Origin of the sequence: Pseudomonas sp. Ag1 (assembly GCF_000278565.1) — a bacterium.
GTDB lineage: Bacteria > Pseudomonadota > Gammaproteobacteria > Pseudomonadales > Pseudomonadaceae > Aquipseudomonas.
Genome location: NZ_AKVH01000100.1, coordinates 39,529 through 54,668 on the forward strand (window position 1 = coordinate 39,529; position 15,140 = coordinate 54,668).

At 62.0% G+C, this 15,140-nt stretch carries 11 protein-coding genes; 3 read left to right on the forward strand and 8 right to left on the reverse strand.

Annotation, left to right across the window (positions count from 1 at the left end; genetic code table 11):
• Positions 1–15: 15 nt before the first annotated feature.
• The 3 genes from A462_RS15315 to A462_RS15305 are packed head-to-tail and all read right to left on the reverse strand — an operon-like array spanning position 16 to position 2,970.
• Entirely contained in the window at positions 16–882 is an 867-nt protein-coding gene (locus A462_RS15315) for an alpha/beta hydrolase (protein WP_003216475.1), read from the reverse strand.
• On the reverse strand, positions 879–2,273 hold the full coding sequence (locus A462_RS15310; RefSeq protein WP_003216473.1) for an aspartate aminotransferase family protein: 1,395 nt from the start codon (positions 2,271–2,273) through the stop codon (positions 879–881). The genes A462_RS15315 and A462_RS15310 overlap by 4 nt, the downstream gene beginning before the upstream one ends.
• Positions 2,266–2,970 (reverse strand): MtnX-like HAD-IB family phosphatase, encoded by a 705-nt coding sequence (locus A462_RS15305; protein WP_008435530.1) that lies wholly within the window; start codon positions 2,968–2,970, stop codon positions 2,266–2,268. The genes A462_RS15310 and A462_RS15305 overlap by 8 nt, the downstream gene beginning before the upstream one ends.
• Positions 2,971–3,199: 229 nt before the next feature.
• On the opposite strand from A462_RS15305, the gene A462_RS15300 reads away from it, so the two are divergent.
• Positions 3,200–3,970, forward strand: coding sequence for a MipA/OmpV family protein (locus tag A462_RS15300; protein ID WP_008435532.1), 771 nt, complete (start codon positions 3,200–3,202; stop codon positions 3,968–3,970).
• A gap of 205 nt (positions 3,971–4,175) precedes the next feature.
• Here A462_RS15300 and A462_RS15295 read toward each other — a convergent pair whose 3' ends face one another.
• On the reverse strand, positions 4,176–4,829 hold the full coding sequence (locus tag A462_RS15295) for a DsbA family oxidoreductase (RefSeq protein ID WP_003216466.1): 654 nt from the start codon (positions 4,827–4,829) through the stop codon (positions 4,176–4,178).
• Positions 4,830–4,891: 62 nt separating this feature from the next.
• Positions 4,892–5,911: an alpha/beta fold hydrolase gene (locus A462_RS15290; RefSeq protein WP_032899419.1), complete on the reverse strand. Its 1,020-nt coding sequence runs from the start codon at positions 5,909–5,911 to the stop codon at positions 4,892–4,894.
• A gap of 203 nt (positions 5,912–6,114) precedes the next feature.
• On the opposite strand from A462_RS15290, the gene A462_RS15285 reads away from it, so the two are divergent.
• Together A462_RS15285 and metR are read left to right on the forward strand one after the other, a co-directional pair.
• On the forward strand, positions 6,115–11,691 hold the full coding sequence (locus A462_RS15285; RefSeq protein ID WP_008435537.1) for a dermonecrotic toxin domain-containing protein: 5,577 nt from the start codon (positions 6,115–6,117) through the stop codon (positions 11,689–11,691).
• A 96-nt stretch (positions 11,692–11,787) separates the two neighbouring features.
• Positions 11,788–12,705 (forward strand): transcriptional regulator MetR, encoded by a 918-nt coding sequence (metR, locus tag A462_RS15280; RefSeq protein WP_003216460.1) that lies wholly within the window; start codon positions 11,788–11,790, stop codon positions 12,703–12,705.
• A 113-nt stretch (positions 12,706–12,818) separates the two neighbouring features.
• On the opposite strand, the gene A462_RS15275 is transcribed toward metR, so the two are convergent.
• From A462_RS15275 to A462_RS15265, 3 genes are all read right to left on the reverse strand, one after another.
• The gene (locus A462_RS15275) at positions 12,819–13,229 is read right to left on the reverse strand and encodes an NUDIX hydrolase (protein ID WP_008435540.1); all 411 of its coding nucleotides are present in this window, start codon (positions 13,227–13,229) and stop codon (positions 12,819–12,821) included.
• A gap of 48 nt (positions 13,230–13,277) precedes the next feature.
• Positions 13,278–14,624 (reverse strand): HD domain-containing phosphohydrolase, encoded by a 1,347-nt coding sequence (locus tag A462_RS15270; protein ID WP_032899420.1) that lies wholly within the window; start codon positions 14,622–14,624, stop codon positions 13,278–13,280.
• 182 nt (positions 14,625–14,806) lie between these two features.
• The gene (locus A462_RS15265) at positions 14,807–15,079 is read right to left on the reverse strand and encodes a type B 50S ribosomal protein L31 (protein ID WP_003216453.1); all 273 of its coding nucleotides are present in this window, start codon (positions 15,077–15,079) and stop codon (positions 14,807–14,809) included.
• Positions 15,080–15,140: the final 61 nt, after the last annotated feature.

The following is a 15,140-nucleotide window of genomic DNA, read 5'->3' on the forward strand; positions in this document are numbered from 1 at the left end:
TCAAATCCTTAGGGTTCAAGCCAGCTGTCGATAATCTTCAGGTGCCTCTGTGGCGTGTGCGTGCTGCCCGACAAACTCGGCACTCAACTCGATCACCCGACGGTATTGCAGGTCGACGGTGATCATGTGGTAGCAGTTGTCCAGCAGGATCTTGGTCACGGGGCCGCCGAGATGGCGTTCCACGTAATCGGCGTTCCAACGGCTGGTGATGTCATCCTCGATGGAATGCAGCACCAGGGCCGGGGTCTTGATCGATGGCATGAGCTTCTTCACCACGGCATTCATCCAGTGCAACTCGCGCACCGTGACGCCCTCCATGGTCAAGAGACCCGCCTCGCTGCTCTCCCCTTCCTTCATCTGCCGCTCGACGATCGCCCGCAGGCGCTCGTTCTTGATGCCGTAGGGCGGCTTTTCAGTAAAGCGGAACAGGCGCACACCGAAGGGAATACGGATCAGCAAGGGCGTGATGAACGCCATCTTGTTGATGCTCCAGCCGTCGTACTTCAACGTCGTGGAGTACATCAGCAAGCCGGCAACCTGGCCGGGGAACTGCGACGCCACGTACATCGACATCACCGCGCCCATCGACAAGCCGCCGACGAATACCTGCTCGTGACGCTGTTTCACCGCGACGAAGGTCTTGCGCACGCCTTCGTACCAGTCCTGCCAGCCGGTGGCTTGCAGGTCGCTGTTGTCCCCGCAGTGGCCGGCCAGGGTCGGCACGTACACCGTGCAGTTACCGACCTTGGCCAACCCCTGGGCCACCCGACGGAGTTCCGTCGGGGTGCCCGTCAGGCCGTGGATCAACAAGATCCCAATCGGACCGCTACCGAGAACGAAGCCGGCATCACCTTCACCGAGGTCGATCTCGTGGCTGCTCACCGTTTGGTCGCTCGCACAAGCAGTTGCTCGAGCAGCTTCAGGCCCAGGTCGATTTCCGGGTAGCTGATTTCCAGCGACGGTGCCAGGGTGATCACGTTCTTGTAGTAGCCGCCCACGTCGAGGATCAGGCCGAGTTTCTGACCGTCAACCACCATGTCGCCCTTCATGCCTTCCTCGACCATGTAGTCCAGGGTCGCCTTGTCCGGAGTGAAGCCGTCCGGGCCGCAGATTTCGCAGCGCAGGGCCAGGCCCAGGCCATCGACGTCGCCGATGATCGGGAAGCGCTTTTGCAGCTCTTGCAGGCCGGCCAGGAAGTATTTGCCCTTGGCCATGACCATTGCGCCGTAATCGACTTCGCTGGTCATCTTGAACATTTCCAGGCCTACCGCGGTGCCCAACGGGTTGGACGCGAAGGTGGAGTGAGTGGAGCCTGGCGGGAAGATCTTAGGGTTGATCAACTCTTCCTTGGCCCAGATGCCGCCCAGCGGGTTCAGGCCGTTGGTCAATGCCTTGCCGAAGACGATCACGTCCGGCTTGACGTCGAAGTGTTCGATCGACCACAGCTTGCCGGTACGCCAGAAGCCCATCTGGATTTCGTCGACAACCATCAGGATGCCGTGCTGGTCGAGGACCTGCTTGAGCTCGCTGTAGAAGTTCATCGGCGGGATCACGTAGCCGCCGGTGCCCTGGATCGGCTCGACGTAGAAGGCGGCGTATTCGCTCTGGCCGACTTTCGGGTCCCACACACCGTTGTATTCGGTTTCGAACAGACGGGCGAACTGCTGCACGCAGTGGCTGCCGTATTCTTCCTTGGTCATGCCTTTAGGGCCGCGGAAGTGGTACGGGAACGGGATGAAGTTGGCGCGCTCGCCGAAGTGGCCATAGCGACGACGGTAGCGGTAGCTCGAAGTGATCGACGAAGCGCCAAGGGTACGGCCGTGGTAGCCGCCTTCGAAGGCGAACATCAGGCTCTTGCCGTTGGTGGCGTTACGCACCACCTTCAGGGAGTCTTCGATGGACTGCGAACCGCCCACGTTGAAGTGCACACGACCGTCGAGGCCGAATTTTTTCTTGGCGTCGACTGCGATCATTTCCGACAGCTCGATCTTGCCTTTGTGCAGGTACTGGCTGGCGATTTGCGGGAGGGTGTCGATCTGCTGCTTCAGCGCGTTGTTCAGGCGTGGGTTGGCGTAACCGAAGTTAACGGCCGAGTACCACATTTGCAGGTCGAGGTAAGCCTGGTCTTCGGTGTCCCACACGTAGGAGCCTTCGCAGCGGCTGAAAATGCGCGGCGGGTCGATGTAGTGAACGGTGTCGCCGTAGGAGCAGTACTTGGCTTCTTTATCCAGAAGAACCTGGTCTTCTGCGGTAGCGATGCGGATATCAGACATGGTGGAAGAGTTCCTGATTGTCGGAAGAGGTGCTGAAGGAGGTGGCGTTGGCGGCGATGCCCTGAGGCAGCTTGGCCAGCAATGCCGGCAGTTCGGCGAAGGTGTCGAACCGCGCGTAAGGGATGTTGTTGGTTTCGCAGTAGTCGGCCAGGCTGGCCTTGGCGAAGACGAAGTCGGCGGTGGAGGCCACGCACATGTCGGACTTGCCGTCGCCGATCACCAGCACGCGCTTGTTGCGCGGCGTGGACTTGCACTTGCAGTTGCCCGAGGCGGCACGGCAGGCGTCGCTGGCATACGGGAAGTCGATGCGCCAGCTGTTCTGGTCGACCTGGCGCAGGCGGTTGGCGAGGATCGGCAGCAAGGTCACGTAGTTGCGCGACAGAATCCGCGCGATGCCTTGTTCGATGCCATCGCTGACCACTTCAATGGAAGCGCCCAGGCCCATGACGTGGTCGACGAAGTCCGGGAAGTCCGGATCGATCTCGACGCTGTCGAAATACGCCAGCAACTCGGCCGGGGTCGCCTTGATCAGCGCCAGTTGACGGCTCAGGCATTCGCGCGAACCGATGTGCCCATCCAGCCATTCCTGCTCGATGGTTTCCCACTCGGGGCCGGCGAAGCGTTGGAGGACGTTGTCGATGACGTCGGTAGGAGTGATAGTCCCGTCGAAGTCACACACGATATGCCAGTGGATCATCTGCATTTACCTATGAAGTAGGAACGCGCTGTTGCGCTTGCAGGGGATAGAGCATGGAGTGTGCCAAGTGCCACCAACCCCTGTTTTCAAAGGGTTTGGCGGGTATCGGCGTGTGGTTGTGTCGGAACTTGCTACAATTTTTGTAGCTTGCTACAACCTAGATGAGTGCTTGCCTAAGGCAGGGCGTTTGCGCGTTCATGCGCGCATGTTCACAAAAGGAAATGGCTCCATGTTCAGGGTTACTTTTGCTGTATTCACCGGTTTGCTGGGGCTGTGGGGCGTTTGCGGCGCTGCGCTGGCGGACGGAATTACCGGTGAAGCCGGCGCAGGCGTCAGCTATCAGCCCCACGATCCCACGGGCAGCCGCTACGAAACGCGGCCGATCCCGTATTTCGACCTGGATTGGGGGAGTGTCAGCCTGGGTACCGACGATGGGCTGACCTGGAGTGCGCTCAATACCAACGGTTTTACCGCGGGGCCCTATATCAATTACCTGCCGGGGCGCACGGCCAATGGCTCGTTGCGTGGGTTACGCGATGTTTCGGACATGGCCGAGATCGGCGGTTTCATCCAATACGCTCCGGCTGAGTTCTGGCGGGTGTATGCACAGGTGGGTCAGGCCGTGGGCGGGGCGCGTGATCAAAGCGGCGTGGTGGGCAAGCTCGGCGGCGAGTTGGGTTATCCGTTGGGGAGCGGCATTATCGGCAGCACCGGCTTGATGGCGCACTTTGCCGATGCCCGCCAGGCGCAGACGTTTTTCGGGGTGGATGCCAATGAGGCTGCGGCCTCCGGGTTTCGGCCGTATAACGCCAGTGCCGGGTTTCAAAACCTGACGTTGACGCAGAGTTTTGAGTTTCCTTTGGATGCGAAGTGGTCGCTGTTGACCAGTGCCAGTTGGATACACCTGGTGGGGTCAGCGGCCAATAGCAGCATCGTCAAGGAGACCGGGGATGTGAATCAGGGGCAGGTGCAGACGGCCATCAGCTATAAGTTTGATTGAAGCAACAGCAAAATCAAAGGCGGGCACGCTCCAAATGTGGGAGCGGGCTTGCTCGCGAAGGTCGTTAACGATGACTCGGGCATCCTGATTCAACGCGGCGCCGTCTGGTTCTTCGCGAGCAAGCCCGCTCCCACATAAAGCGGCTCTGCTTTTGCTTCTAACACTCAGGTCGGCTGCTTTTTAATTTTTATCTGACAGCCCCCATTCAGCCCTTGGCCTCACTGATAATCTGCCGAATCGCCCCGACAAACGCCTCAGCCGGCTGCCCACCACTCACCGCGTACTGATCGTTGAACACGATGGTAGGCACAGAAGTCACCCCGCGAGATACCCACAACTGCTCCTGCTCCCGCACCTCGGCGGCATATTCGTCCGAAGCCAGAATTTCCTCTGCCCGCACACGGTCCAGCCCAACACCCTCGGCAATCCCCGCCAACGTCCCGTGATCAGACGGATCCTGCTGGTCAGTGAAATACGCCTTGAACAATGCTTCCTTGAGGTTGTACTGCAACCCCTCAAGCCCCGCCCAATGCAACAGACGATGCGCATCAAACGTGTTGTAGATACGACTCTGCCCGTCAGTACGAAACGCAAACCCCAACTCCGCACCCATATCACGAATCCGCGCCCGGTTAGCCTGGGACTGCTCAGCCGTGGAACCGTACTTTTCAGTGATGTGCTCGGTAATGTTCTGCCCTTCGGCAGCCATGTTGGGGTTCAGCTCAAACGGCTGGAAATGAATCTCGGCCTGCACCTCCGGACCCAGTTGGTCCAGGGCCTCGGTCAAGCCACGCAGGCCAATGATGCACCAGGGACACGACACGTCGCTGACGAAATCGATTTTCAGGGGAGTACTCATGACTAGGCAACCTCGCTGGCATTAAACGCCGGAAAGGTCCCACGATACACCCCGTCAAGCCCTTACAAAACCTTCGCAGGCACCACCGGGTCGATCTGCGCCCAATGCGCCGCATCCTGCCGATGCGCTTGCAAGTAGGGCAAGACCGCCGCCAGCAACGGCGCCTTGAACGCCTCCTGGAAACGATGGGCCAGCCCCGGAATCAGCCGCAACTGGCTGCCCTGGATATGCGCCGCCAGGTGCACCCCATGCATCACCGGCAACAACGGATCGGCCGTGCCATGCACCACCAGCGTCGGCACACGCAGTTGATTGAGCAACGGCACCCGGCTCGGTTCGGCAAGGATCGCCATGATCTGGCGCTTCACACCGTCAGGGTTGAACGCCCGGTCGTACGACTGCGCCGCCTGCTGCAACAGCACCTTGCGATCATCCTTCACATAAGGACTGCCCAGCGCCGCCAGCAGGTCGGCCTGTTGTTCCAGGGCCACTTCACGATTGGGCGCGCTGCGGCGCGACAACAGTTGCACCAGCGCCGCACTCGGTGCCGGCAGGCCTTCGGCGCCGGAGCTGGTCATGATCAGCGTGAGGCTTTCCACTCGTTGCGGCGCCATGGCCGCCAGGTGCTGGGCGATCATGCCGCCCATGCTCGCGCCCAGCACGTGGAATTGCTGGATGTGCAAGCCGTCCATCAAGCCCAGTGCGTCGTCCGCCATGTCGGTCAGGGTGTAGGGCGCCGCCACCGGCAGGCCGAGCTTGTAGCGCAGCACTTCAAAGGTCAGGTTGGCGCTGGCCGGTGCCTGGCGCCAGGTGGACAGCCCGACATCACGGTTGTCATAACGAATCACCCGAAAGCCCTGCTCACACAGGGCCACCACCACTTCGTCCGGCCAGTGGATCAACTGCCCGCCCAGGCCCATCACCAGCAGCAAGGCCGGGTCGGAGGCACGACCAATGCTCTGGTAGGCCAGGCTCACCTGTTCCAGATCAACCCGTTCAGTCGGGACATTCACATCACATCGAGAAGCCGCAAAGGACGGCAGGCCGAATAACAGAGCGGCCATGAAAAACAACACGCGCATGAAAAACACCGAAACGCAGAACCCCAGTAGAGCGCGAGTCTGATGAACTTTGTACAAGCGCGCTGCCACAGTTCAGTGACAGTTTGATGAAGGGCGCCCAACGGTCATCCGCGTATCTATCTATCACCTCACGCCCTGGCCCCGCCTTTTTAATGGTGCATTCACCGGCAAGCCCGGTCTCACCAGAGCATGAACACACCATCATGAGTGACCTCACCCTACTTCCCCCGTCTGCCACCCTGAGCGACTTCGCCTCACCGTCGCTTCCAGGCCAGGCCCGCCTCCAGGACCAGAGCCTGTCCCTGCAAGCCTCAGCGCGCTGGCGCGAAAGCCAACAGGAACTGCATCAACTGATTGCCCAGGCACCCGGCGTGCGCGACTCCATCGAACAACTGCTCACAGAGCATTGGCAACTGGGCGCCGCACCGGTCGGCCTGGGTTTTCTCAAGACCGAAGATCACGACGAGCACTTCGTCAGCCTGGTGGATGCCTGGGGATTTATCTGCCAGTTTCCAGACATCTCCCCCACCCTGGATGCCCGCAGCACCGTGGTCGGCCTGGCGTCCCACCGCCTGTCAGCCCTCACGCCCGTGCAATTGCTCAAGCGGCTCCAGGCACTGGGCCTGGGGAAACTGCTCAGCGCCCGCTGGGAAAACTATTGGAGTACCCGGGCGCCGGGTACGCCGTTGTCCCGTCGCGAGCGGGCGGCACAACTGTACTGCCAGCATTTCGAGGCCTGCGGGCAATCGGCCTATGCCCAGGGAAGGCTGGGTGCCCAACAACTGATCTCGTTGCAGACAGTGCTCAACCCGGTCACCACCCCCAATGGCGTACGCCCCGTCGAGACCTGCCAGCTGGCGTTGCTGCTGCCCGACCAGAGCAAGGTCAAATTGGCTGGCGCCTGGGTCATCTCCGTGGGCCAGGAGCCGCTGTTGACACAAACCCTGTACTTGCCCTGCCGGCAACCCGGCGTGATGGTCTTCAGCCAACGCCGCGACATGGAGCAGTGGCTGGTCGCAGCGCATCAGCAACTGATCCCGCCGGACGTCGCGGCTGACGCTGTCACCGTCGAATACAGCTCGCGCACCGAACCCCTGGAGCACGGCATTCTGGACCTGCTGTCGCACCTGCACGCGGCTCAGTTGGAAAGCCTGCGCAACCGTCATCGCAATGGCAGTGACCTGGCCCGTTACGCCAGCCATGCCCTGGATGATGCCGACCGCCTGGACAGCCAGCGCCGGGAAATCCCGATGCTTATCGCACCGCATCAACCGGCAGATACGCCCGGCCCGGACGCTGACGACCTGCCTCCTGCCCTGCCCTTCGGCCATCTCAGCGCCGACATTGCCCTGGGCCAACGCTGGGCCGCGATCAGGCTGCAACGCAGCGCACTGGAGCGCTTCCTGGGCGATGGCCCTGAGCAAACCGCCCGGCTGGCGCAGTTGAAGGGTTTGATGCAAGCGCTGAAAGACGCAGAGCAGGCCGGTAATGATGCCGCCAGCGGCCTGCTGGCAAAAAAAGCCGCCTTTGATCAACTTGAGCTGCGGCAAAAACCCAATCCGGACTATGACGCGCTTTACCAGGCGCGGCTCGCCGCCCTGCGCGCCGAGGGCGCCATCCAGCATGCGCTCCAGCAGATCAGCGATGAAGAACACGGCCTGCTCCTGGCCGTCACGGAACACCCCGCGGCCCCGGAACGCCGCCCGGCTGTCGCGGTGACCCGCCTGATCCTCTCCAGCCGTGACCCAAGGGAAGGTTCCGAGGAGCTGACAGGCCTGTTGCTCATCACCCAGACCAGCGCGCTGACCTCTTCGGCGCCCCACAGCCTGTTGCTGTACTGGCCCGGCAATGCAGGCGGCCTGCAGCGTTTCGAATCCCGCCAAGCCCTGGAACACTCGCTGTTCAAGCTGTCGAGCGAAGCGCAGGACGTCACCCTGCAATTGTCGCTGCTCACCGGCGACCCGATTGAATACTCGTTGCAACAGCAGCTGTACGCCAGCGAACAACAGGCGTATGCGCTGATCTCCCTCTTCCCGGTGCCTCCGTTCGGCCAGGAGCGAACCGAAGGCCTGGACAGACTCAAAGAGCAAACCCTGTTTACCCTGCAAACCCCGGTGTGCCCGGCGCGGGAACTGGCGTATGGACAACTGCTCGAGCAACAACGCAGCAGCACCCTGGCCGGGGCACTGCCTGGGGAGTTGAGCCAGTTGCCGGCAGATGAACGCCTGGCACTCAAGCACCTGATTCAAGCGCAGATCAGCGCCCTGCATCGCTCGCAGCAATTGCTCGAACGCGAGCTGGAACCTTTCGACGATTTCGGCCAGCGCCGCCTGGACCAACGCCTGCGCGAAGACTTCCAGCTTGAACACACCTGGTCGGTGCAACTGGACCTGCCCGATACGGTCAGCCAGGAGCGCGAATACCTGTCCGAATACGCGGGCCCGGGTACACCGTTCAAGTATGTGACGGTGCCCAGTACCCGCCGCAGCACCCTGTCATTGTTGCAACTGGCCCAGCAAAACATCGACCCGACGCTGGCCCAGCGCCTGACCTACATGAAGCTCGATGTCTCCGGCCCCAATGCCCCTGAAACCACCCGGCTGACCACCGGCCTGTCCCTGGAATACCTGAAGACCCTGGTCAAGGAGCTGGACCTCGCCGGGGCCTACGAAAGCTTGATCACCCGCACCTTCCTCGGTGATCCCGCGGCGGCGCCTTTCACCACGCAGCACCGTCGCGAATGCCTGACCGAGCCGCTGCGCCTGATGCTCAAGCTGCAAGGCAAACGCGCGCGGGCCCTGGGGCGATTCGACGACAACGATCTGCGGCTGCTGAGCATAGCCATCGACGCCGACAACGCGGATGCCTGGCAGGTGGAAGACAAGAAAATCGTGCTGCTGCCGGCCACCCTGAGTGCGGGCGGTGAAGATACCGACTTTGGTCCGACCACCCTGTCAGGGGTCACGTTTATTCAGGAACAAGTCTCCGGCCTGACCCTGCTGTACCTGCCGAACAGCCCGGACAACCAGGACCTGCGGCGCTACGCGAGCCTGGAACTGGCCCGCAAGGCGCTCTACGACCTCAGCCTGGTCAGCGGCATGAGCGCCTACCTGGCCGGCCTGGCCATCAAGGGCGACACCGCCGCCCACCTCGCCCGGATCGCCCAGGCCCAGCAACGGAATTTTGATCCGGTCTTTGCCGTCGGAACCCCGTGGCCGGCCACCACATCGCTGGCCACTCATTTGCTGAACGCCCATATGGGCCGCGTCATAGAAGCGCACCGCGCGACCTCGCGCTCCAACGCGGCCTTGTTGCTGGAGCAGAATGCGCTGCGCGCCGGGCTGATCTTCAACTACCTGAAAATCGCCCTGGGGCTGGTGCCTTTCGTCGGTTCGGTCGTCGCGTTGTATGACGCCTGGTCCAGTGCCAACCTGGCCACTGCTGCGTTCCTGCGCGGGAACGTCGGCCATGGCCTGGCCGAGGTCGAGGCGGTGCTGTTGTCGCTGATCGACTGCGCCATGGACATTCTGCCGGGCAGCCTAGCCCTGCCGGTCAACGCCCGCGCCGCCACGCGCCAGCGTCAATTGCGCCATCTGGCCAGCAGCGCCGCCAGCCTGCACCTGCCCTCGGTCACCCAGGCTCGGCGGGCGGCACAGCGTTTCGCCGGTTATGAATATGAAGGAGTGATCTCGCTGGCCGGGCTGCAACCGCAGACCCACGGTTTTTATCGCAATGTGTACCGGCATACCGAAGGCGACTTCATCATGCGGCGCGGGCGCATCTATCAGGTTGAGCTGGCCGGCGATCCCCTGGACTGGCGCCTGAGCCCGACCCGCAGCAAAACCTACAAGCAGCCGATTGCCCTGGATGAAAACGGCGAATGGGACACTCACTACGGCGTCTACGGCAGCGCATTCAAGGGCGGCCTGGCGGGTGGCGGCAGCGTGCTCGGGCATATGGCCGAAGTGCTTGATCCGATCTGGCCCCAGTCGATCCGTGATTACTTGCCACGCTGGTGGACCGACCGCGCCCTGCGCCGCCAACAGGCGCTGGCCAACAGTATCAACAGCCGCGAAGACCTGATTGCGCTCTCCATTAACCGAACCGAAGAACTGATGGCCCGCACCGACAGCGCAGGCCCGGCGATCCGCAGAGCCTTCGAGCAGGACATCGAGCTGTACAGCCGCCAGTATCAGGAACTGACGGAGTTCGTGCCCTTTACCAGCGGCAACCGCCAGCGCGCGATCAGAGAGGACATGAGCCGCAATGCGGCGCGCCTGACCCTGACCACCCTGAACCGGGCGCGCTATCACTTCAAGCAGATCGAGGCACGGATCCTGGAGCTTGGAACCCATAACATGACCGCTATCTCCCCCGAGGTTTTCGACACCTTGGCAATCGTTCCCGCCATGCTGGAGATCCTGCGGCAGCGTAAAAGGATCAGCAGCGAGATTCTGCGTGACCTGGACCGGATCGATGCCGACTTTTCCCAGTTCAACCGCTGGTTCGATCAGGTTACCGATGCCGCCCACCGTACCCGGCTAAGCCCGATGCTGGAGCAATTCCGACGTACGCTCAATGACAGCTACCGCACGCACCTGAAATTCTTACACCGCTTCGATACCCTTGAGACTTACCCCGAAGTTGCCGAGCTGTCTTGGTTCTACTTGCGGGCCCAGGCCCGGGACAGCTACGCCAAAGTCAACCGGGCATGGGCTTCGCATTTTGAACTGCCCAACGCCAGCGCCAACATCACACAGCGGCGCAAGGTGCTGGAAGACTGCATACAGGCCTATGAACAATTCCGGCTGACCATCCGCACCTGGAACCTCGGTTACCCGCAGCATTTCGACCAGGCGCAACTCAGTGCGTTTTTCGTCGACATTGACCAGATGATCGAACTCGCCCGCCGGGCCATCAAGGAGTCGCCGGCAAGCCGCCCACCGGCCGGGCAACCCGTGCGGCGGGTATTCGACACCGAGGACAATATTTCCCTGGTGGGCACCGAGAGCATCGACCCACAAACCCAAGCCACCACTTACCAGGTTGAGAGCGCCAGCGGGCGCGTCGAGACCTGGGTGAAGGGCCCCGGCGGCAAATCCCGACTCAAGGACAGTGCTGCCTCGGAACCCGCGCCGCCGGAGTCCAACGTCAAGCCCTTCGTGGTAAGCGAAGCCAGGGCTCGCCTCGACAACGTCGCGCAGTACGAAAGCCGCGCCATCGCCTACACCGAGCAAAAAATGCTGCCGGTGGACCTCGAACACCTGCTGGTCAGCGAAGCGGCCGAGTTGAACCTGCGGGCCAATCGCCTGGAACGCCTGGACCCCACCGAGGACCTCGTGCGCCAACTGCGGGCCAAGGCCGCGGAGCTGACCATCAAGGGCCGCAACCTGCGAATCCGCCAGACCCTCGCCAGCAAAACCCCTACCGAAGGTTATCTGGACTACCTTCGCGAACAACGGGTGGTGGAGATTCGCAAGGGCGAACCGGCCCGCAACCTCAATGAAGGCAAGAAAGGACGGGCGGATTATCTTCAGGAATACGTGGTTCAGGACCTGACACAAACGCCGCCCGCCACCCTGTGGTACGCGCACTTTCATTACGACAAGGCCGGGGCGCAGTTCGACGAGTTCATCAAGGCCCACTTGAAGATTCCCGAGCAGCGCAACCTGGGCCTGCAATGGCAAGTCGCCCAGGCGCAAGCCGGGGCCGCGGTGGACCCTATCTGGCGCGGCAATATCGGGCGAGCGCTGGCCACCCGGCACTTTGCCGGGGTGTGAGGCGGCGGGACTTGAGCACGACGGTCGACAGGCCTATCAACATGAGACAAACTCAACCGATCCGAATTTGTCACAAGTTATATTCATGGAGACCCCGTGCTCGAAATCCGCCATCTCAAGACCCTGCACGCCTTGCGCGAAGCCGACAGCCTGGTGGAGGCCGCTGAGCGCCTGCACCTGACGCAATCAGCGCTCTCCCACCAGTTCAAGGAACTGGAAGAGCGCATGGGCATGCAGTTATTCGTGCGCAAGACCAAGCCGCTGCGCTTCACCAGCGCCGGCCTGCGCCTGCTGCAACTGGCGGACGCCACCCTGCCCTTGCTGCGCGGTGCCGAACGCGACATCGCGCGCCTGGCCGGCGGCACGGCCGGGCGTTTGCACATGGCCATCGAGTGCCACAGTTGCTTCCAGTGGTTGATGCCGACCATCGACCAGTTCCGCGATGCCTGGCCGGAAGTCGAGCTGGACCTGGCCTCCGGCTTCGCCTTCGCGCCGCTGCCGGCCTTGGCCCGTGGCGACCTGGACCTGGTGGTGACCTCGGACCCGCTGGAGCTGCCGGGCATCACCTATGTACCGCTGTTCACCTACGAAGCCATGCTCGCCGTGGCCAACCAGCACCCGCTGGCGAACAAGCCGTACATCGTGCCCGAAGACCTGATCAGCGAAACCCTGATCACCTACCCGGTGGAGCGGGATCGCCTGGACATCTTCACCCGCTTCCTGGAACCGGCGGATGTAGAACCGGCCCAGGTGCGCACCTCGGAACTGACGGTGATGATGATGCAGTTGGTGGCCAGCGGTCGCGGCGTGTGCGGCATGCCCCATTGGGCGCTGCATGAATACAGCTCCCGGGGGTATGTGAAGGCCAAGCGGCTGGGGGAGAAAGGTTTGTTTGCCACGCTGTACGCCGGGATTCGCGCCGACATGCTGGACGCGCCGTACATGCGTGATTTTCTGCTGACGGCCAAGGACACCTCGTTTTCGACCCTGGACGGCGTCAGCGCCGTTCGCTGACCTGTAGCGGATACCTGTGGCGAGGGAGCTTGCTCCCGCTGGGCTGCGCAGCAGACCCAAAAATCCTGGGGCCGCTTCGCGCCCCAGCGGGAGCAAGCTCCCTCGCCACAAGATCAGGCAGGGATCAGAGAGGCGCGGTAGAACGGCAGAATCAAATCCCGGGTCAGCGGCGCAAGCTGCAAACCGCCGTCGCCCGCCGGGTCGATCCAGCACACCTCTTCAATCTCGGCAGCCGGTGTCACAGGCACGTCGATGTGCACCTGGAACAATTCGGCCTGCACCACGAACCCCGGCTCATTCGCCGCCGGCGCCGAGAACTGCCCAAGGTACACAGCCGCCTCCGGATCAACTCGCAGGCCCAGTTCTTCGTGCAGCTCACGGGCCAAAGCCTCTGCGGGTTGCTCGCCGGCATCGATCTTGCCGCCCGGCTGCATGAAGGCCTGGGTGCCGCGCTTGCGTACCAGCAGGGTCTGGCCGTCGCTGCCGATCAGCAGGGCGGCGGCGATGCGAATGGTGGAGGTCATGAAAAGGTCGCCTTGAATACAAAGGCGCAAGGATCCCATGAACCGGTCTCACCCCGAAAGCAGTGCCTCATCCGGCTCCTTGATGAACACGCTGTACTTCGCCCCTTCCATGGCCTCGAACGCAATCAGCTTGTCCACCAGCGGCAGGTTCAACACCTTGCCGGCGTTGAGCAGCAGCATGCCGTTGTCGGCGTTGAGGTTGCGCGCCAGCACCATGCCTTCGGCCAGTTCGCGGGTGGTCAGGACCTTCACCGACGGGTCGCCCAGGGTCACGTCGCTGAGGAACGCGGCGCAGGCCTGGATGAAGTCCTCGACCATGTCCGGGTCGTAAAGGCGCCCGGCGTATTTGCGGATGTAGAGCAGCGCTTCGTCGCTGTTCATCTGCCGCTCAAGGATCAAGCCGCGTTGCAATTCGATGAAGTCCACCGCCAGTTTCAACAGGCGCGAACCTACAGGTATTGCTTCGCCCTTGAGGTGGTCGGGAAAACCGCTGCCGTCCCAGCGTTCCTGGTGGTGGCGGATCAAGCGTGCCGCGTCTTTCATCGGTTCCAGGGTCATCAGCAACGATTCGCTCTGGGCCGGATACGCCCGGTACCGCTCACGGTAGGTGCTGTGCAGCAGGTCGCTGGGAGAGACCATCATGTTGTCGCTCCAACTCAACTTGCCGATGTTGTAGAGCGCGGCGGCCATGGTCAGGTCGCGATTGCTGGCCTCATCCAGGCCGTGGCCGTGGCACCAGGTGCGCACCAGCTCGATGATCTGCCGGTTGGTTTGCTTGGCTCGGGGCAAGCGCAGGTTGGCCAGCAGCGAGAACACTTCGGTGCCGGTGGCGTAGCTGTGTTTGAGTTCTTCGTAGGCCAGGTCGAGCATGTCAGCAGTTTGCTGCAGCTCACTGGTGCGTGAGGCCACGCGTTTTTCCAGGCTGGCGTTGAGTTGCTTGAGTTCGTCGTTCTGCTGGCGGGTCAATTGCTCCAGGCGCAGGCGCTCACGCTCGGAGTGTTGATGGGCCAGGGATTGCCGCAACGCCAGCAGCAGTTCTTCGTCTTTCCAGGGTTTGCTCAGGTAGCGGTAGATCTGCCCTTCGTTGATGGCCTTGATGATCAGCGTCAGGTCGGTTTCACCGGTCAGCAGGATGCGCACGGTGTGCGGGTAATCATGGTGGATCTGCGCAAGCAGGGTGGCGCCGTCCATGTCCGGCAGGCGCGCGGCACTCATCACCAGGTCGACGGGTTGCTGCGCCAGAATCGCCAGCGCGTGAGCGGCGTCGGTGGCGCTGCATAATTCAAAGGGTTCCAGGCGCAGCAACTGCGTCAGGCGGTCCAGCACGTCCGGGTGTGCGTCAATCAACAGCACCACCGGACGGTCGGGATTTGCGAAGGTCACTGACTCTCCCATGGGGCACCTCGTATAGCGTCGATGTGCGTGTCCTACGGTCAAGGTAACAGCCTCCTGGCCATTACCCAGCAGTTTAGTCGGTTTTTCTTTGCAGTGATGGCCTTGCGATATCACTTCGTCAGATGGGTATAAAAAAGGGCCACTTCATTGAATGAAGCGGCCCTGAGGTAACGCGCGGTGCATCACGCCTCGGCGGTTTTACCGGCCGAACCAAACGACGCAAATCGCTTGTTGAAGCCGGCGATGCGGCCTTCGGACTGGGTCTTGCGCTGTTGGCCGGTGTACACCGGGTGCGAGGCGCTGGACACGTCCAGGAGCACGTAGGGATAGGTATTGCCGTCGCTGTGTTGTTGCGTACGGTCGGTTTCCACGGTGGAACCGATCAGGAAGAAAACGTCGGCGGCGGTGTCATGGAACAACACGGTGCGGTAGTCGGGGTGGATACCAGGTTTCATAAGGCCTCCGGGGCGTCTGGGTGAACATCAAGTGTTATACAGTAACACAAATGATGCACCC